This window comes from Pseudothauera rhizosphaerae, from assembly GCF_004801305.1.
Lineage (GTDB): Bacteria > Pseudomonadota > Gammaproteobacteria > Burkholderiales > Rhodocyclaceae > Pseudothauera > Pseudothauera rhizosphaerae.
Genome location: NZ_SSOD01000002.1, coordinates 76846 through 93688, shown reverse-complemented (window position 1 = coordinate 93688; position 16843 = coordinate 76846). Strand labels below are relative to the sequence as shown.

Here is a 16843-nt window from a genome sequence, read left to right as displayed (position 1 = left end):
GAAGGCGCGTCAGGCGCTGCCGAGCAGGCGGCCGCTGCCGCTGGCGCGGGGGTTGCCGTCGGCGTCGTAGAGTTGCGGGCGGTTGGCGGCCTTGAGGAGGATGTCCAGCGCGCCCTGGTTGTGCTGCAGGCGCTCGACGATCAGCCGGCCGTTGAGCGTGTTGCGCTCCCGCGCCTCGGCGGCCAGGCGCAGCACTTCGTCCCACTGGCGGCGGGTGTCGGGCAGGTCCTGGCACAGGGCGTGGATGGCCTGGGCGGGGTCGTCCTGGCCCAAGCGCTTGAGCAACTGCACGCGGGCTTCGTGCAGACGCTGCTGGGTGTGGTAGAGGGAGGTCTTTTCCTGCGTGAGGGAGAGCAGGGCGTCCGTGTCGCCGGCCAGCAGCAGCGCTTCCTCGCGCTGCAGCAGATCGACGAAGGCGCGCAACTGCGTCGCCTCCATTTCGATGAGGCGGGCGAACTGAAGGCGCTCGGCAGGGCTCACGGCTGTTCGGGCTGGCCGGCGAGCAGTTGCCGCACGCTGTCGAGCAGGCCGTCCGCAATGCGGCCGGGGTCGACCTTGAAACGGCCTTCGCTGATGGCCTGGCGGATTTCCTCGACCCGCTTGCTATCCACCTCGGGGGCACTGGCGATGGCCGTTTCGGCTTTCTGCAGCGTGGTCGACAGGGACGACAGTTCCACCGTCTCGCCCGCCGCGGCATTGCCACCAGCCTCGGCACGGCCCTTGGGCTGGCCCGCGGTGGGCCCGGCAACCGGCTTCAGGGAGCTATCGATCTTCATGGCATGACTCCAGATATGCGCATCCTGGATGGTATGTCGGCAGGACTTTGAAAAACTTTAGTCATTTAGCGGCTTTTTTGCCATGCCTGCCGGCGCGGCACATCTTCCCCGGTCATTGCGGTACTTCCACCACCCCGCCGTTGCGGGCGATGCCGGACACCACCTGCCCGCCGGGCAGGCGCACGCGCACGCTTTCCCCTTCCGCGGCGGCGTTGAGCGCCCGCCCTTCGCTGGTGACGCTGAAACCCGGCCCGCCACTGACCACGCGCACGTCCTGGCCCTGGCGCACCGCCGGCGGCAGGCGCAGGTGGCTGGCGCGCAGGGCGGCGCCGGCTGCCACGGCGATGCGGGCGTGGTGGCCGACGGCCTGGGTCGGGTCGGTGAGGGTGTTGGCCGGCAGCGCGGCGAGGTCGCCCTGTTCGAGGCGCAGGTCGTCGCTGCCGACGATCTGGCCGGGGCGCAGGGCACGCGCGACGACCAGGTAGTCGGCCACGACCTCCACGCGCGCGGGCAGGTAGGCGGTCCAGGTCACCGGCGAATCGCAGCGCACGCCCACGTTGGTCTGCCCCCAGGCGCGCGCGCCGGCGGGGAAGAAGGCGGCCAGCTCCGCACAGGGCGGCAGGCGATTGTTGGGGTCCAGCTCGCCGACGGAAACCTTCACCTCGCCGGGCAGACCAGCGGCTTCGGCCTGCAGGAAGCGCAGGGCGGTGGCGCGCACCGGCTCGGCGGCCTGCTGGGCTGCGGCGGAGGCGAAGGAAACGGCGAGAGCGAGGCCGCACAGCAGGCGGGCCGCGCCGCCACGAACGGAAAATCGGACTGACATGGGGGCGATTGCACCACGGCCGGTGCCGTGGGGGCAAGCTCCGCTTCGCGTGCGGCAAAGCTTGCCGCCGTTTGCCGGCGGGCGGGCCGCAAGCGGCGAAATCAGCCGGCGAATAGACCGCGGTTTACCGGTCTTATCGCGCCAAGGGGGCGGAGGTCGCGGAAGTAGGATCGCTGGCATGGAAGGTGCAATGGAACCGGTGCCGGGCTGGCGGATGCACGCGGCGGGCACCGGGAATACGAGGTGAAGCCATGAAGAATCTGCTCGACAACGCATTGATGAATCACCAGCGGGCGCTCGACGTCCAGGCCTACCGCCAGCAGTTGCTGGCCTCCAACATCGCCAACGCCGACACCCCCGGCTACAAGGCGCAGGACATCGATTTCCGCGGCGTGCTGCAGGGAACGATGGACAGGCGCTCCCAGCCGCTGGCGCTGAACGCCACCTCCGCGCGCCACCTGAGCCTGACCGAGGACAACGCCCTCGCGCGCTTCGTCCAGTACCGCCAGGAACTGCAGTCCGCGGTGGACGGCAACACGGTGGACATGGATACCGAGCGCGCGGCCTTCGCGGAGAACGCCGTCCATTACGAGGCCAGCGTGACCTTCATCAACGGCCTGCTGCGCGGCATGCAGACCGCCATCAGCGGCCAGTGAGGAGGTAGACCGCCATGAGCATGCTCAACGTCTTCGGCATTGCCGGTTCGGCGCTCACCGCGCAGTCGCTGCGCCTGAACACCACCGCCTCCAACCTCGCCAACGCCGACAGCGTGATCGCCGAGGACGGCCGGCCGTACAAGGCCAAGCAGGTCGTCTTCGCCGCCCGCCAGGTGCCGGATGCCGGGCCCGGCGCGGTGGGCGTGCAGGTGACCGAGGTGGTCGAAAGCACCGCACCCATGCGCCTGGTGTACGAGCCGCACAACCCGGCGGCCAACGCCGAGGGCTACGTGGAGATGCCCAACGTGAACGTGGTGGAGGAGATGGTGAACATGATCTCGGCCTCCCGTTCGTACCAGAACAATGCGGAAGTGATGACCACGGCACGGACCTTGCTCCAGCGTACCTTGCAGATCGGGCAGTAAGCCGTTTGCCGTACGCCGCCACCGTTGAAAGCAGGAGATCGAAATGAGCACCGTCGGTTCCACCACCCAGACCGCGCAGGACATCCTGGCGGGCCTCGCCCGGCAGACTTCCACGACCGACGAGAACTCGGCCGAAGGGATACAGACCCGCTTCCTGAAGCTGCTGACCACGCAGTTGCAGAACCAGGACCCGATGAATCCGATGGAGAACGCGGAACTGACTTCGCAACTGGCGCAGCTTTCCACGGTGGAAGGCATCGAAAAGCTCAACACCATGATGACCAAGCTGCTGGAAGCGCAGGAGTCGAGCGAGAGCCTGCAGAGCGCGGCACTGATCGGCCGCGGCGTGCTGGTGGAAGGCCGCAGTCTGGTGCTGACCGAGGCGGGCGCGGTCGGCGGCTTCGAACTGGACGGCCCCGCCGACGAGGTGGTGCTGTCGGTCCTCGACGCCTCCGGCAACGAGGTGGCGAAGCTGGAACTGAGCGGCCTGGAAGCCGGCAGCCACAACTACGTGTGGGACGGCACGGCCATCGACGGCAGCCGTGCCGCGGACGGGGTGTATACGGTCACCGTGAGCGCCACCCAGGGCGGCGAGGCGGTCACCTCCCGCGCCCTGCAGTTCGGCGCGGTGACCAGCGTGATCAAGAATTCCACCGGTTCCGACCTGCAGGTCGGCGACCTGGGCATCTTCAAGCTCAGCGACATCAAGCAGATTCTTTGATTTGGAGCAGCGATCATGGCTTTTCACCAAGGTTTGAGCGGGCTGGCCTCGTCTTCCCGGGCGCTCGACACGATTTCCCACAACGTCGCCAACGCCAGCACGGTCGGCTTCAAGGCGGGCTACACGGTGTTCGCCGACGTGTACGCCAATTCCATGCTGGGCGGCGCCTCCTCGCTCCAGGTCGGCAACGGCAGCAGCGTGGCGGCGGTGTGGCAGAACTTCACCCAGGGCAACCCCACCGTGACCAACAATCCGCTGGACATGGCGATCTCCGGCAACGGCTTCTTCCGCATGGCGGGTACCGACGGCAGCATCGCCTACACGCGCAACGGCCAGTTCGACGTCAGCCGCGACGGCTTCATCATCAACGCCACCGGCTACAAGCTCACCGGCTACGCGGTGGTCGATCCCAACGTGGCGCCGCCCGTGTTCCAGGGCGAGCCGTCCGTCCTCTACGTGGATACCTCCAACGTCGCCCCGCGCGAGACGGGCGAAGCCTCGGTCGGCGTCAATCTCAATTCCACGCTGGTCAACCCGCTCGACCAGACGCCGCCGGGCAGCGACATCACCAGCTTCCTGAATGCGACCAGCATTCCGGTGGACAGCTACAACTACACCACCTCGATGACGGTGCACGACAGCCTGGGCAACTCTTCGATGCTCAATCTCTACTTCGTGCGCCAGAGCGACCCCGTGACGGGCGACCCGCTGAACACCTGGGACGTGTATGCCCGTCTGGACAACGACGTGGTGCCCGATCCGGCCGACCCGACCGTCAACCTGGGCCTGCCGCTGGAGCACCTGGGCGAGATCGCGTTCACCGAATTCGGCGTGCCGGACGCCACGGTGGCCGACAACGGCATCTTCTCCATGAGCCGGACCGCCGCCGAACTCGGCACCGGGGCCGACGCCCTGGCCTTCTCCCTCGACCTGTCCAAGTCCACCCAGTGGAATTCCGCCAACGGGGTGACCACCGCGCCGCGCCAGGACGGCTACAGCACGGGCCGCCTCACCAGCCTCTCGGTCAGCAGCACGGGCGTGCTTCAAGGCACCTATTCCAACGGCCAGACCCGCGCCATCGGCATGCTGGCGCTGGCCGAATTCTCCGCGCCCCAGGGCCTGATCTCGCTGGGCGGCAACATGTGGGCCGAGTCCTACGACTCCGGCGAGCCCGCGGTGGGCGCGCCCGGCACCGGCGTGCTGGGCTCCGTGACCTCGGGGCAGGTGGAGGAATCCAATGTGGATCTGACCGAGGAACTGGTCAACATGATCATCCAGCAGCGCAACTACCAGGCCAACGCGCAATCCATCCGCACCCAGGACCAGTTGCTGCAGACCCTGGTCAACCTGCGCTGAACGTAGGCGACGTCTAGGAGAACGCCATGGACCGCCTCATCTACACCGCGATGACGGGCGCCAAGCACACCCTCGGCCAGCAGGCCGCGGTGTCGCACAATCTGGCCAACGTCAGCACCACCGGCTTCCGCACCGAGATGCACAAGCTGCGCGCGGTCGAGGTCCAGACCGACGCCCTGCCCACGCGCGCCTTCGTGGTCGATGCCAGCGTGGCGAGCGACTTTACGCCGGGCCCGCTGCAGCACACCGGGCGCGCCTACGACGTGGCGGTGGAGGGCAAGGGCTGGCTGGCGGTGCAGATGCCGGACGGCTCCGAGGCCTACACCCGCGACGGCAGCCTGGAAGTGAGCCCCAACGGCGTGCTGCAGACCCGCAGCGGTCTGCCGGTGCTGGGGGAGGGCGGGCCCATCACCATTCCGCCGGACAGCGCCATCGAGATCGGCACGGACGGCAGCATCTCCACCTGGCAGAGCGGGCAGCAGAACATCATCAACGTGGTGGACCGGCTCAAGCTCGTCAACCCGCCCGAGTCCCAACTCACGCGCGGCGAGGACGGCCTGTTCCGCGTTGCCGGCGGCTTGCCGCAAGCGGCAGACGACACGGTAAAAGTTGCCGGCGGCTACCTGGAAGGCAGCAACGTGAACGTGGTCGAGCAGATGGTGACGATGATCTCCCTGGGCCGCCAGTTCGAGATGCAGACCCGCATGCTGCAGACCGCCGAGCAGAACGACCAGGCCGCTTCCCAGGTACTGGCCTGGCGCTGACACTCGAGGCCGGATTAGCACGGTTTTTGCGAGGCTAATCCCGGGATGGCCGGCCCTGCCGCCGGCCTAGACTGGAAGCCTGAACGTATCGCCCGGCGACGCGGCCACGGCCGCCGCCGGTACAGCACAAGAGGAACGCCATCATGATCCGCTCCCTGTGGACCGCCCGCACCGGGCTGGACGCCCAGCAGACTTCGCTGGACGTGATTTCCAACAACCTCGCCAACGTCTCCACCAACGGCTTCAAGCGCCAGCGCGCGGTGTTCGAGGATCTGATGTACCAGACCATCCGCCAGCCCGGCGCGCAGTCGACGCAGCAGACCGAGATCGGTTCCGGGCTGCAGATCGGCACCGGCGTGCGCCCGGTGGCCACGGAGCGCATCTTCACCCAGGGCAACCCGGTGCATACCGGCAAGTCCTACGACGTGGCCATCCAGGGCGACGGCTTCTTCCAGATCGAACTGCCCGACGGCACCACCGCCTACACCCGCGACGGCGCCTTCCAGCGCGACGACCAGGGCAACATGGTGACCGCCAGCGGCTACCGCCTGGCCGACAACATCAACGTCCCGGCCGAGGCACGCACGCTCACCATCGGCAAGGACGGCACGGTCAGCGCGGTGCTGGCCGGGCAGACCGCGCCGGTGCAGATCGGCACCATCCAGCTCGCCACCTTCATCAACCCGGGCGGCCTGGAGAGCATGGGCGAGAACCTGTTCCTGGAAACCGGCTCCAGCGGCGTGGCCACGCCCCAGCAGCCGGGCCTGAACGGCGCCGGCGTGCTCAACCAGAACTACCTGGAATCGTCCAACGTGAATGTGGCCGAGGAACTGGTGAACATGATCGTCACCCAGCGCGCCTACGAGATGAATTCCCGCGCCATCCAGACTTCCGACCAGATGCTCGGCCGGCTGACCCAGCTCTGAGGCTGGTGCCGGAGAATCGCCATGAAAGCCCTTGCCTTGCTGGCCGCCGCCCTCTTGAGCGGCTGTGCCTCCATCTACTCCACGCCGCCCACCGCCGTCCATCAGCCCATGAGCGTGCGCCCCGAACTGCGCGCCCAGGCCGTGCCGGCCACCGGCAGCATCTTCCAGAACGCCCAGGCGCGGCCGCTCTTCGAGGACCGGCGCGCGCGCAATATCGGCGACATCATCACCATCAACCTGGTGGAGCGGAACACCGCCTCCAAGAGCGCCAACGCCGCCGCCGGGCGCTCCAGCGGCCTGTCCGCCGGCATCACCCTGACCGCGCCCAACATCCCGTCGGTGGCCACCAACAAGCTCAACGGCGCCGGGCTGGACATCGGCCTGGATTCGGACTTCACTGGCCAGGGCGCGGCGGCGGCCAACAACGTGTTCAACGGCACCATCTCGGTCACCGTCATCGACGTCTATCCCAACGGCAACCTGCTGGTGTCCGGCGAGAAGCTGGTCGCCATCAACCAGGGCAACGAATACATCCGCTTCTCCGGTGTCATCAACCCGGTCAGCGTGAGTTCGGCCAACACCGTCCAATCCACCCAGGTGGCCGACGCGCGCATCGAATACCGCGGCAGCGGCTTCATCGACGAAGCCAACTCCATGGGCTGGCTGCAGCGCTTCTTCGTGGCCATCTCGCCGTTCTGAGGAGCAGGATCATGGCTTTCCGTTCCTTCGTCCGCCCGCTTGTGCGTCACCTCCTTCCGGCCCTGTGCGCCGCGCTGCTGGCAGCCGGCGCCGCCCACGCCATGCCGGAACGCATCAAGGACCTGGCCTCGGTGGCCGGGGTGCGCAACAACCAGCTCGTGGGCTACGGCCTGGTGGTGGGGCTGGACGGCAGCGGCGACCAGACTACCCAGACGCCGTTCACCGTGCAGAGCATCATCAACATGCTCGGCAACATGGGCGTGACCCTGCCCCTGGGCACCAACCTGCAGTTGAAGAACGTGGCCGCGGTCATGGTCACCGCCAGCCTGCCGCCTTTCGCTCGGCCGGGTCAGCAGATCGACGTCACCGTGTCGTCCATCGGCAACGCCAAGAGCCTGCGCGGCGGCACGCTGGTGATGACCCCCCTCAAGGGCGTGGACGGGCAGATCTACGCCATTGCCCAGGGCAACCTGGCCGTGGGCGGCGCCGGCGCGCAGGCCGGCGGTGCTTCCCAGACCATCAACCATCTGGCCGCCGGGCGCGTTCCCGCCGGCGCCACGGTGGAGCGCGGCGTGCCGACCCTGCTGGGGCAGGGCGAGCACGTGGTGCTGGAACTGCACGACACCGATTTCGGCACCGCGCGCCGGGTGGTGGACGCCATCAACCTCGCCACCATGCCGGGCACGGCGCAGGCCCTCGACGGGCGCACCATCCAGGTCCGCGCGCCGCTGGACCCGACCGCCCGCGTGGCTTTCCTCGGCCGGCTGGAGAGCCTCAACGTGACGCCGGTGCAGCAGGCCGCGCGCGTCATCATCAACTCGCGCACCGGTTCGGTGGTGATGAACCAGCAGGTCAAGCTGCAGAACGTGGCCGTGGCCCACGGCAACCTCACCGTCACCGTGATGACCGAGCAGGACGTCTCGCAGCCCGCGCCCTTCTCGCCCGGCCGCACGGTCATCACCGAGCGCGGCGAGATCAACATCGAACAGGAACCGGGGCAGATGGTGGACGTGCAGGCCGGCACCAACCTGGCCGACGTGGTCAAGGCGCTCAACGCCCTGGGCGCCAAGCCCATGGACCTGGTGAGCATCCTGCAGGCCATGAAGGCGGCCGGCGCCCTGCGCGCCGAACTTGAGGTGATCTGAGGCACGGCCATGGCCATCGATGGCGGCTTCCAGCTCAACGCGCTCGACCCGCGTTCGCTCAGCGACCTGCAGCGGCTCTCCCGCGAGCAGCCGGATTCGCCGGAGACCCTGCGTGCCGCCGCCAAGCAGTTCGAAGCCCTGTTCCTGCAGATGGCGCTCAAGGCCATGCGCCAGGCCACGCCGCAGAACGGCCTGTTCGACAACGAGCACACCCGCACCTACCAGTCCCTGCTCGATCAGCAACTGGCCCTGCAGCTCGCCCACAGCCGCAACAACGGCATGAGCGACGTGCTGTTCCGCCAACTCGGCGGGCTCAACGGCAAGAGCGGCGGCAGCGCCATCGACGCGCTGGAAACGGGCGGCTCTGCGTCGGGTGGCACCGGCCTGGACGGCCTGGACCTGGCCGTGGCGGCCCAGACGGCAAAAGCTGCCGCCAGCCTGGAGCGGCAAGGATTGCTGCCCGCAACGGAAACGGCCGGCGACGACCCGGTCGGCGCGCTGATCGCGCAATTGCAGGCAGCGCGAGGCTCCGCGCGGGCCGCCGTCGGCGGCACGTCCGCCGTGGCGGCTTCCGCAGCGGTGGAGGAGGGCGGGGGGACGGCGCCTTCCGGCAAGGAAGCCTTCGTGCGCGAAATCTGGCCCCACGCCCAGGCCGTGAGCCGGGAGACCGGCATCCCGGCGCGTTTCATCGTCGCCCACGCGGCGCTGGAAACCGGCTGGGGCGAGAAGATCCTGCACCATGCGGACGGCCGCTCCAGCTACAACCTCTTCAACATCAAGGCCGGCAGCGCCTGGCAGGGCGAGACCGTGTCCCGCACGGTCAAGGAGTACGCCGGCGGCACGTCCTACAGTGAGCAGGCGCGCTTCCGCAGCTACGGTTCCTACACGGAGGCCTTCCGCGATTACGCCCGCCTGCTCTCCGACAGCCCGCGCTATGCGGGCGTGCTCGGCCAGACCGACGCCGCCGGCTTCGCCCGCGGCCTGCAGCAGGCCGGCTATGCCACCGACCCCCGCTACGCCGCCAAGCTGGCTGGCGTGATCGGCGGCAGCACGCTGAAGAGCGCCCTCGCGGCCTGATCCGGGCGGCGGAATTTGCCGCTTTTGTCCTGGCAAGCTTATTGCAGAGAGCAGGGCAAACCTAGCGAATCGGGAATAGCACCATGTCCAGCCTGCTCAATATCGGGTTGACCGGTCTCAACGCCGCCCAGGCGCAATTGCTGACCACCGGGCACAACATCACCAATGCGGCGGTCGAGGGTTATCACCGCCAGTCGGTGATCCAGACGACGCAGACGCCGTATTACGCCGGCGTGGGCTTCTTCGGCCAAGGGACGAAGATCGCCGCCGTCACGCGCCAGTACAACGCCTATCTGGAAAGCCAGGTGCTCACCAGCAGCACCCGGCTGTCCGAGCTCACCCGCTACGAGGCCCACATCAGCCAGATCAACAACCTGCTTGGCGACACCACCTCCGGCCTGTCGCCGGCGTTGGAGAGTTTCTTCCAGGGCGTGCAGGAGATGGCGGCCAATCCCACCAGCGAGGCTGCGCGCCAGTCGCTGATCTCCACCGCCGAGGCGCTGGTGTCACGTTTCCAGACCCTGGATGCGCGCATGAGCGAGGTGCGCGAGGGGGTGGAAAGCGAAATCACTTCCACGGTGGCGCAGATCAACATGTACGCCTCGGCCATCGCCGAGATGAACCAGCGCATCACCCTGGCGCAGGTCAGCGGGCCCACCGTGGCCGCCAACGATCTGCTCGACCAGCGCGGGCAATTGATCGCCGAACTGAACGAGCTGATCCGCGTGGAAACCGTGGAAGAGGCCAACGGCTCGATCAGCGTGTTCATCGGCTCGGGCCAGGGGCTGGTGGTGGGCAGCACGGCGACCACCCTCGCCGCCGTGCGCGACCCCAACGATCCGCAGCGCAACGTGGTGGCGCTGGTCAGCCAGTCCGGCGTGGAGAACATCCTGCCGGAGCAGTTGCTGACCGGCGGCGCGCTCGGCGGCCTGCTCGCCTTCCGGCGCGAAACGCTCGACGTGGCGCAGAACTCCCTGGGCCTCATCGCCGTGGGCGTGGCCGAGGCCTTCAACGCCCAGCACAGCCTTGGCGTAGACCTGGACGGCGTGCTGGGCAACGACTTCTTCAACAGCCCCACGCCCCAGCTCAAGCCCGCGGTGACCGGCGCCACGGCCACGATCACCGATTACTCCGTGCTCACCGCGAGCGACTACCTGCTCACCTACGACGGCACCAACTACGCGCTGCGCACGACGGCCGGCGAGAGCATCGCGCTGACCGTGGATGCCGGTCCGCCCCCGAGCTTCAGCGGCGGCGGGCTGCAGATCACCCTGCCCAACGGCGCGGCCGACATTCCGCCGCACGGCCTGCTGATCCAGCCGGTGCGCTATGCCGCGCGGGACATTTCCGTGGGCATCTCCGATCCGCGCAAGCTGGCCGCCGGCGATCCGGTGGGCGCCGCACTCACCGTGGGCACCGGCAACGGCACGCTGTCCGACGTGATCACCGGCGTGCGCACCCTGTCGGTCAACGGCATCGACGGCAACGCCGACGGCGTTGCCGACTTCACCGCCCTCGGCCTGAGCTTCGACAGCGCCACCGACACCCTCAGCATGAGCGGCGGCGGCATGCTGTACCGCTTCGACTCCGCCTCGCAAAGCTGGGTGGCGGGTGGCGCCTACGACCCGGACGTGGATAGCAGCGGCGTGCTGTTCCGCTATCTGAGCGATCCCGCCGACGACCCGGCCGACCCGGCCGCCTTCGCCTTCGAGTTCACCGCCAAGGGATCGTGGAGCGATACCACCGAGGTGAGCTTCGCGCCCACCGAGGCCGGCGTGGCCGACAGCCGCAACGCCGTGCTGCTGGGCGCACTGCAGACCACCAAGCTGATGCTGTCCGGCAGTTCGGGCAACGCCACCGGCACGTTCCAGTCGGTGTATGCCGGCATGGTGACCCTGGTGGGCAACAAGACGCGCGAGGTCCAGGTGCACATGAAGGCCCAGGAGGCGCTGCTGACCCAGGCGACGGACGCGCGCGACGCCCTGTCCGGCGTGAATCTGGACGAAGAGGCCGCCAACCTGGTGCGCTACCAGTTGGCCTACCAGAGTTCGGCCAAGGTGATGTCGGTGGCGCAGACCCTGTTCGACACCATTCTTTCGATTGCGCGCTGAGGAGAACCGCCATGCGCATCTCGTCCAACATGATCTACCAGAAGGGTGTCGGCTCCATGCAGCAGCAATGGAGCGACATTCTGCGCACCCAGCAGCAACTGTCCTCCGGCAAGCGCGTGCTCACGCCCGCGGACGACCCCATCGCCGCCGCGCGCGCGCTGGAGATCGGCCAGTCGAAAGGCGTCAACGCCCAGTTCATGGTCAATGCCGGCTACGCCGAAGACCGCATGGGCCTGCTGGAAAGCAAGCTCACGGGCGTCACCGACATCCTGCAGTACGTGCGGACCAAGACCGTGGAGGCGGGCAACGGGGTCTACGATGAAACCGACCTGAGCTACGTGGCCACCGACCTGCGTGCCCAGTTCGAGGCGCTGCTGGCGCTGGCCAACAGCAAGGACGGCATGGGCGACTACCTTTTCTCCGGCTACAAGGCCAACGAACAGCCCTTTACCGGCAATCTGGCCGGGGTGAGCTACAACGGCGACCAGGGCACCCAGACCATTCAGGTTTCGGCCTCGCGCTACATGCCGGTGAGCCTGCCGGGTTCGGACGTCTTCGGCAGCACGCGGGCGTTCGGCGACGAACTGATCTCCACCCCGGCCGGCCTCGCCAACCAGGGCGACGGGGCCCTCGGCGCCACCCTGACGGACCCGGCGGACGTCAGCCTGCTCGGCCGGCGCTACGAGGTGACCTACCACGACGACGGCGTCAATCCGCCCACCTGGGACATCTACGAATACCGGCCCGACGTGGCCGACCGGATTCCGGTGGCCACCGGCGTGACCGCCCTCGACGATCCGGCGGTGACCGCGGCGCTGGGCTTCGAGTTGAATCTTGCCAGCGGCACGCCCGAGGATGGCGACGCCTTCGAGGTGTTCGCCTCCTCGCCCAACGTGTTCGACAACCTGGGCATGCTGATCGATGCCCTGGAACGCCCCGGCCCGTCCGGCATGGCGGGCGGCGCGGTGGCCGTGGGGCTGCAGAACATCGACGCCGCGCTGGAGAACGTCCTCAAGACCCGTGCCCGCATCGGCTCGCAACTGGTCGAGGCGCAGAGCATCCAGACCCTGGGCGACGACCTGAACCTGCAATACAGCGAATCGATCTCGGACCTGGTGGACGTGGACTTCGTCGAAGCCCTGTCGCGGCTGGCGCAGCAGCAGACCTACCTGCAGGCGGCGCAGCAGTCCTTCCTCAAGGTGTCCGGCCTGTCGCTGTTCAACTATCTGTGAGCGGAAAAGGGGAGAGTGTGATGCGCCGTATCCTCCTGCCGCTTGCCGCGGCCGTGCTGAGCACCGCCTGCGCCAGCACGCTGGACAACGAAACCGGGCGCCGGCTGGCCGAGCACGGCGGCAACGCCGCCGGTGCCGTGGGCGGCGTGCACCTGATCAGGAAGGCAGCCTCCGAGGTCGGCATCGCCACCTCCACCCTGATCAGCGGCGGGCTGATCGCCTACGCCATCCACGATCCGCTGACGCCCAACTGGCAGATCGGCGCCACCCGTACCGGCGAGGACACCTGGCAGCTCGACCTGCGCATGAAGCGCCTGGTGACCGGCGGCGAGGGCGAGGCGCGCCAGGTGTTCCTGCGCGCCGCCCGCCAGTTGGCGGCGCAAGGCGGCCACGCGGGCTTCGACATCCTGCGCTACGAGGAGGGCATGGATTCCCAGCGCCCCCTCGCGCGCCGCATGGCCGAAGGCGAGATCCGCCTGGTCGGCTCGCGCCAGTTCCCCGTCGGCCTCCAGGGCGACGGCGGCATCGCGCCGCAGGCAGGATACGCTGCCCCGGAACCGCTCGCCCAGGCATCGACGCTGGCGCCTCTGCCTCTCCCGGCAGCCGGGTCGGCGCCGATGCCCGCATTGGCCCAGTCCCGGTCCCAGCCTGCGAACGCCGAAAAGGTCAGGCTGTCCGCCGACACCCTGTTCGACTTCGACAAGGCCGTGCTCAGACCTGCGGGCCGCGCCCAGCTCGACCAACTCGCCGCCCGCACCCGGGGATTGAATCTGGACCTGATCCTCGCCGTCGGCCACACCGACCGCCTGGGTTCCGATGCCTACAACCAGCGCCTGTCCGAGCGCCGGGCCGCCACGGTCAAGGACTACCTGGCGAGCCGGGGCGTGGACGCCGACCGCATCTACACCCAGGGCAAGGGCGAACGCCGGCCGCTCACCGGCAACGCCTGCGACGGCGTCGGCCCCCGTTCCGAGTTGATCGCCTGCCTGCAGCCGGACCGCCACGTGGAAGTGGAGGTGATCGGCAGCCGGTAAGCCCACCTACTGGGAGATCGCTGCACCTACGGAAGCGCCGCCGACCGCGAACGACGCCGACGCCGTGCCCCCCGAAGGAACCGCGAACAGGGCGTCCGCTGTGATGAGCGACACACCGCCCAGGCCGAGTGCCCAGCGCTTGATCGTCCGTTTGCGGGCCTCGTATGCATCTTTGTCCGCCTCAGACTCAGTGACCGCCCGCGCCACGCGGCAGACCTCGTCGCGGAGCTTCAGGATGTCCGCGTATACGGTGTTCGCGGAGGGGGGCTCGCGCAACGCGGATCGTACCAGCGCCGCCGCAATGAGGATGTCGGCGGAAGAATCGGGGGATATCCCCGACTGCACGAGATAGTGGTGTTCTTCTTCAATGAAGGAATCCAGGAAGAACAGGACATCGTCGGCCAACCGTCTGTGATGGGCCTGATTCTCGATCCCGGCCGCCGCCAGCGCCTCGATGTCCGCCTTGAAGCGCGGTTCTTTCTCCAGCAACATGCGCAGCGCATTGCACGCGATGTTGGAGATTTGCATCATGTCTTTTGGCGCGGGCTTCGGTGTCTTGCGGAGGATCGTATGGATCTCGTCCGTTGCCTTGTTGAACTGAATGTAGATTGGCCTGTCGCCCTGGGCCGAGGCCGTGGAGAGAAAGAGAAGCCCGGCAAGCAGGGCGGTGGCGGTACCCGGTCTCATTGCGTCGTCTCCCCGTGACTGTGGCCGTTGAACCATGGAAACCGGGATACCTCATCCTGACCCCATGATTCTTTAATGGATAGCTGTGGAAGCCCTGATCTTCAATCCGGGACAGGTGAAACGGTGAGGCCGATCGATAGTTGTCCGCCGCTCGAACTCTCGCGGTTCTCGGCCTGGGAGTGGTTGGAGTACGTGGGCCAGTCCGGGTAGTAGTCCTCGGACTGATTGCCCCACACCGACCACCCTTCGCGCGGACCGCGCGCGAACAGTTCCAGGTAAGGCCCCGGACTGCACGACTCCACGATGTCGTAAAACTCGTCCGGCTTGCGCGAGTGCTCGCGCTTGCGGGTCGCCAGGTAATTGACCTGCGTGCGTCCGGGTTGCAGCGTGCGGGCGTTCTTGCCGCGCACGCCGAACAGCACCAGCTCTGTGACATTTCGGAAGTAGAAACCGACTCCGCGGCCATCGGGGCCACCGTCCTTGCGGACCTTGTGCCAGACCAGGTTGCTCTTGTAAGTGAAGCCCCAGGCTTCCAGCACCTTGATGCCTTCGGGCAGCAGGGCGTTGGGCACCCACAGATACAGGTGCGCCGTGTCGGCCGCCAGTTCCTCGACCGGCAGGGCCATGATTTCAGCCAGGTTCATCGTGCCGTAGCGGGACAGGCGGCGGTGCTCCGGCGCAACCTTCCCCGTCCGGTTCTGGAATTGCCACGGCGGGTCCGCGAGGATGGTCGAAAACCGTTTGCCGCCATGCAGTTTCAGCAGATCCTGGCCCGCTTCGGATGGTGCCGTATCGGCTTCCCGCTCCTCGGTCTCGGCATCGTTGTCCAGATCCGCTTCCCGCTCGTTCGTCATGTAAAGTGTTCGCAGCCATTGTTTCGCCTCCTCGAAAGGCGGGTCATGGTCAGGCAGGTCCGTCGGTTGCCGCCGACTGGCCTGCCGCCTTCATTACTCCGAGTTCATCGCGCCTGGATGCGCCGCCTCACTCGGCACGCAGTCCCTGCTGGCCGGATGCCAGTCGCTCGAAGGGCAGGCTGGCTTGCTGCCCCTGCATCGACCGCTGAACGTACTCCCGCATGAAATCGCGAATCAGCACCGAAGCCGGCCGGTCGTTTGCCTTGGCCGCCCGAAGGAAGGCTTGCTTCAGGTCGGCATCGACACGGCAAGTGAAGTTAGTCTGCTCCATCCTGCATCCCCATAATGACGCAGCACGAACTATGCACTAACAGTGTAACAATGGGAAGTTGTTGATATATGTAATTTTATACAGTCTATGCGCCGGAGCAAGAGAGGATTCTTTGGCCAGGACCACAGCCCGCGCCCCCCTGGAACGGCCTAAACCTGCACCAGCGCCTGCAGCATGGCGTCGATGGCGCCGAAGCCGCGCTCGAAGAAACTCAGGATGACCGGGCCCAGGTAGTTCATCCCCAGCATCAGCACGATGATGCCCATGGCCAGGGAAATGGGGAAACCGATGGCGAACAGGTTCAGTTGCGGCGCCGCGCGGGTCAGGATGCCCAGGGCGATGTTGGTGACCAGCAGCGCGGTCAGCATGGGCAGCGACAGCAGCAGGCCGATGGCGAACACCATGCTGCCGTACTGGACGATGTAGCGCCATCCGCCGGCGGCCAGCGGCGTGGTGGAGATGGGCAGCCATTCGAAGCTGCGCACCAGCAGGTCCACCATCAGCAGGTGGCCGTTGATGGCGAGGAAGAGCAGGGTGGCGACGAGGCCGAGGAATTCCGACAGCACGGCCGTCTGGCCGCCGGTGGTGGGGCTGAAGAACACGGCGAAGGACAGGCCCATCTGCATGCCCACCAGCGAACCGGCCATGTCCACCGCGGCGAACACCAGGCGCATCATGAAGCCGATGGCCACGCCGATGGCCATCTGCCAGAACAGCACCAGCAGGCCCATGTAGGAGCCGGGGTCGATGGACGGCTGGGGGGGCAGGGCGGCGACCACGGCCATGGTGATGCCCAGGCCGATGGCGAGCTTGAGGCGGGCGGGTACGGCGCGGTTGGAGAACACCGGCGCGCTGGCGAACATGCCCAGCAGGCGGGCCAGCGGGTACATCAGGCCCGCGAACCAGGTGGCGATCTGGTCGTAGGTGAAGCTGAGCATGACGGGCCGCTAACCGATCATGCCGGGGATGGACTCGAACAGCCGGCGCATGAAGTCGGTGAGCTTGGTGAGCAGCCAGGGGCCGGCCACCACCAGGGTGACGAACATCACCACCACCTTGGGCACGAAGGACAGGGTCATCTCGTTGATCTGCGTGGCGGCCTGGAAGATGCTGATCAGCAGGCCGGTGACCATCGCGGCGAGCAGCAGCGGCGCGGAGATCATCAGCGCCACTTCCACGGCCTGGCGGCCCAGATCGATGACGGCGGTGGGGGTCATGGCGGCGTT

20 protein-coding genes are annotated in these 16843 nt (G+C 67.5%); 12 read left to right on the top strand and 8 right to left on the bottom strand.

All coding sequences use genetic code 11. The features are described from left to right. Window positions 1-9: 9 nt before the first annotated feature. The 3 genes from E6O51_RS02365 to flgA form a co-directional block, all read right to left on the bottom strand. A complete protein-coding gene (locus E6O51_RS02365; protein ID WP_230976675.1) occupies window positions 10-480 on the bottom strand; it encodes a flagella synthesis protein FlgN in 471 nt (156 codons plus the stop codon). After that, window positions 477-776 (bottom strand): flagellar biosynthesis anti-sigma factor FlgM, encoded by a 300-nt coding sequence (gene flgM, locus E6O51_RS02360; RefSeq protein ID WP_136383378.1) that lies wholly within the window; start codon window positions 774-776, stop codon window positions 477-479. Before flgM ends, E6O51_RS02365 begins: the two co-directional genes overlap by 4 nt. A gap of 112 nt (window positions 777-888) precedes the next feature. After that, on the bottom strand, window positions 889-1599 hold the full coding sequence (gene flgA / locus E6O51_RS02355) for a flagellar basal body P-ring formation chaperone FlgA (RefSeq protein WP_136383377.1): 711 nt from the start codon (window positions 1597-1599) through the stop codon (window positions 889-891). 251 nt (window positions 1600-1850) lie between these two features. Here flgA and flgB point away from each other — a divergent pair, with 251 nt between their 5' ends. From flgB to E6O51_RS22175, 12 genes are all read left to right on the top strand, one after another. After that, entirely contained in the window at window positions 1851-2255 is a 405-nt protein-coding gene (flgB, locus tag E6O51_RS02350; RefSeq protein WP_136383376.1) for a flagellar basal body rod protein FlgB, read from the top strand. Between the two features lie 14 nt (window positions 2256-2269). Then, window positions 2270-2680 carry a flagellar basal body rod protein FlgC gene (flgC, locus tag E6O51_RS02345; protein ID WP_136383375.1) on the top strand — a complete coding sequence of 137 codons (411 nt, stop codon included), beginning with the start codon at window positions 2270-2272 and terminating at the stop codon, window positions 2678-2680. A gap of 43 nt (window positions 2681-2723) precedes the next feature. Continuing rightward, a complete protein-coding gene (locus tag E6O51_RS02340) occupies window positions 2724-3401 on the top strand; it encodes a flagellar hook assembly protein FlgD (RefSeq protein ID WP_136383374.1) in 678 nt (225 codons plus the stop codon). A gap of 15 nt (window positions 3402-3416) precedes the next feature. Beyond that, window positions 3417-4757, top strand: a complete 1341-nt coding sequence (gene flgE, locus E6O51_RS02335) for a flagellar hook protein FlgE (protein ID WP_136383373.1) — start codon at window positions 3417-3419, stop codon at window positions 4755-4757. A 26-nt stretch (window positions 4758-4783) separates the two neighbouring features. Next, window positions 4784-5521, top strand: a complete 738-nt coding sequence (gene flgF, locus E6O51_RS02330) for a flagellar basal-body rod protein FlgF (RefSeq protein ID WP_136383372.1) — start codon at window positions 4784-4786, stop codon at window positions 5519-5521. Window positions 5522-5664: 143 nt separating this feature from the next. Next, window positions 5665-6447, top strand: coding sequence for a flagellar basal-body rod protein FlgG (flgG, locus tag E6O51_RS02325; RefSeq protein ID WP_136383371.1), 783 nt, complete (start codon window positions 5665-5667; stop codon window positions 6445-6447). A 21-nt stretch (window positions 6448-6468) separates the two neighbouring features. After that, window positions 6469-7146, top strand: a complete 678-nt coding sequence (locus E6O51_RS02320; protein WP_136383370.1) for a flagellar basal body L-ring protein FlgH — start codon at window positions 6469-6471, stop codon at window positions 7144-7146. A 101-nt stretch (window positions 7147-7247) separates the two neighbouring features. After that, window positions 7248-8291, top strand: coding sequence for a flagellar basal body P-ring protein FlgI (locus E6O51_RS02315; RefSeq protein ID WP_230976686.1), 1044 nt, complete (start codon window positions 7248-7250; stop codon window positions 8289-8291). A 9-nt stretch (window positions 8292-8300) separates the two neighbouring features. Then, the gene (gene flgJ / locus E6O51_RS02310) at window positions 8301-9368 is read left to right on the top strand and encodes a flagellar assembly peptidoglycan hydrolase FlgJ (protein ID WP_330997873.1); all 1068 of its coding nucleotides are present in this window, start codon (window positions 8301-8303) and stop codon (window positions 9366-9368) included. A gap of 83 nt (window positions 9369-9451) precedes the next feature. Continuing rightward, the gene (flgK, locus tag E6O51_RS02305) at window positions 9452-11479 is read left to right on the top strand and encodes a flagellar hook-associated protein FlgK (RefSeq protein WP_136383368.1); all 2028 of its coding nucleotides are present in this window, start codon (window positions 9452-9454) and stop codon (window positions 11477-11479) included. An 11-nt stretch (window positions 11480-11490) separates the two neighbouring features. Beyond that, complete coding sequence (gene flgL, locus E6O51_RS02300) at window positions 11491-12711, top strand: flagellar hook-associated protein FlgL (RefSeq protein WP_136383367.1); 1221 nt, start codon at window positions 11491-11493, stop codon at window positions 12709-12711. Window positions 12712-12731: 20 nt separating this feature from the next. Continuing rightward, entirely contained in the window at window positions 12732-13745 is a 1014-nt protein-coding gene (locus tag E6O51_RS22175) for an OmpA family protein (protein WP_230976674.1), read from the top strand. Between the two features lie 6 nt (window positions 13746-13751). On the opposite strand, the gene E6O51_RS02290 is transcribed toward E6O51_RS22175, so the two are convergent. From E6O51_RS02290 to fliQ, 5 genes are all read right to left on the bottom strand, one after another. Further along, entirely contained in the window at window positions 13752-14432 is a 681-nt protein-coding gene (locus tag E6O51_RS02290) for a hypothetical protein (RefSeq protein WP_136383366.1), read from the bottom strand. Window positions 14433-14533: 101 nt separating this feature from the next. Further along, entirely contained in the window at window positions 14534-15286 is a 753-nt protein-coding gene (locus E6O51_RS02285) for an MT-A70 family methyltransferase (RefSeq protein WP_136383365.1), read from the bottom strand. Between the two features lie 127 nt (window positions 15287-15413). Further along, window positions 15414-15617, bottom strand: coding sequence for a ribbon-helix-helix domain-containing protein (locus E6O51_RS02280; RefSeq protein ID WP_136383364.1), 204 nt, complete (start codon window positions 15615-15617; stop codon window positions 15414-15416). Between the two features lie 149 nt (window positions 15618-15766). Further along, window positions 15767-16555 (bottom strand): flagellar biosynthetic protein FliR, encoded by a 789-nt coding sequence (fliR, locus tag E6O51_RS02275; protein ID WP_136383363.1) that lies wholly within the window; start codon window positions 16553-16555, stop codon window positions 15767-15769. 9 nt (window positions 16556-16564) lie between these two features. Then, window positions 16565-16834: a flagellar biosynthesis protein FliQ gene (gene fliQ / locus E6O51_RS02270; RefSeq protein ID WP_136383362.1), complete on the bottom strand. Its 270-nt coding sequence runs from the start codon at window positions 16832-16834 to the stop codon at window positions 16565-16567. Window positions 16835-16843 lie beyond the last annotated feature (9 nt).

What these genes read in the sequence shown, in the direction of transcription:
- fliQ (WP_136383362.1), bottom strand. Translation starts at nt 16,834, where the DNA reads ATGACCCCCACCGCCGTCATCGATCTGGGCCGCCAGGCCGTGGAAGTG.
- E6O51_RS02290 (WP_136383366.1), bottom strand. Translation starts at nt 14,432, where the DNA reads ATGAGACCGGGTACCGCCACCGCCCTGCTTGCCGGGCTTCTCTTTCTC.
- flgC (WP_136383375.1), top strand. Translation starts at nt 2,270, where the DNA reads ATGAGCATGCTCAACGTCTTCGGCATTGCCGGTTCGGCGCTCACCGCG.
- fliR (WP_136383363.1), bottom strand. Translation starts at nt 16,555, where the DNA reads ATGCTCAGCTTCACCTACGACCAGATCGCCACCTGGTTCGCGGGCCTG.
- flgB (WP_136383376.1), top strand. Translation starts at nt 1,851, where the DNA reads ATGAAGAATCTGCTCGACAACGCATTGATGAATCACCAGCGGGCGCTC.
- flgK (WP_136383368.1), top strand. Translation starts at nt 9,452, where the DNA reads ATGTCCAGCCTGCTCAATATCGGGTTGACCGGTCTCAACGCCGCCCAG.
- flgJ (WP_330997873.1), top strand. Translation starts at nt 8,301, where the DNA reads ATGGCCATCGATGGCGGCTTCCAGCTCAACGCGCTCGACCCGCGTTCG.
- flgG (WP_136383371.1), top strand. Translation starts at nt 5,665, where the DNA reads ATGATCCGCTCCCTGTGGACCGCCCGCACCGGGCTGGACGCCCAGCAG.
- E6O51_RS02340 (WP_136383374.1), top strand. Translation starts at nt 2,724, where the DNA reads ATGAGCACCGTCGGTTCCACCACCCAGACCGCGCAGGACATCCTGGCG.
- flgF (WP_136383372.1), top strand. Translation starts at nt 4,784, where the DNA reads ATGGACCGCCTCATCTACACCGCGATGACGGGCGCCAAGCACACCCTC.
- E6O51_RS02280 (WP_136383364.1), bottom strand. Translation starts at nt 15,617, where the DNA reads ATGGAGCAGACTAACTTCACTTGCCGTGTCGATGCCGACCTGAAGCAA.
- flgM (WP_136383378.1), bottom strand. Translation starts at nt 776, where the DNA reads ATGAAGATCGATAGCTCCCTGAAGCCGGTTGCCGGGCCCACCGCGGGC.
- E6O51_RS22175 (WP_230976674.1), top strand. Translation starts at nt 12,732, where the DNA reads ATGCGCCGTATCCTCCTGCCGCTTGCCGCGGCCGTGCTGAGCACCGCC.
- E6O51_RS02315 (WP_230976686.1), top strand. Translation starts at nt 7,248, where the DNA reads ATGCCGGAACGCATCAAGGACCTGGCCTCGGTGGCCGGGGTGCGCAAC.
- E6O51_RS02320 (WP_136383370.1), top strand. Translation starts at nt 6,469, where the DNA reads ATGAAAGCCCTTGCCTTGCTGGCCGCCGCCCTCTTGAGCGGCTGTGCC.
- E6O51_RS02285 (WP_136383365.1), bottom strand. Translation starts at nt 15,286, where the DNA reads ATGACGAACGAGCGGGAAGCGGATCTGGACAACGATGCCGAGACCGAG.
- flgA (WP_136383377.1), bottom strand. Translation starts at nt 1,599, where the DNA reads ATGTCAGTCCGATTTTCCGTTCGTGGCGGCGCGGCCCGCCTGCTGTGC.
- flgL (WP_136383367.1), top strand. Translation starts at nt 11,491, where the DNA reads ATGCGCATCTCGTCCAACATGATCTACCAGAAGGGTGTCGGCTCCATG.
- flgE (WP_136383373.1), top strand. Translation starts at nt 3,417, where the DNA reads ATGGCTTTTCACCAAGGTTTGAGCGGGCTGGCCTCGTCTTCCCGGGCG.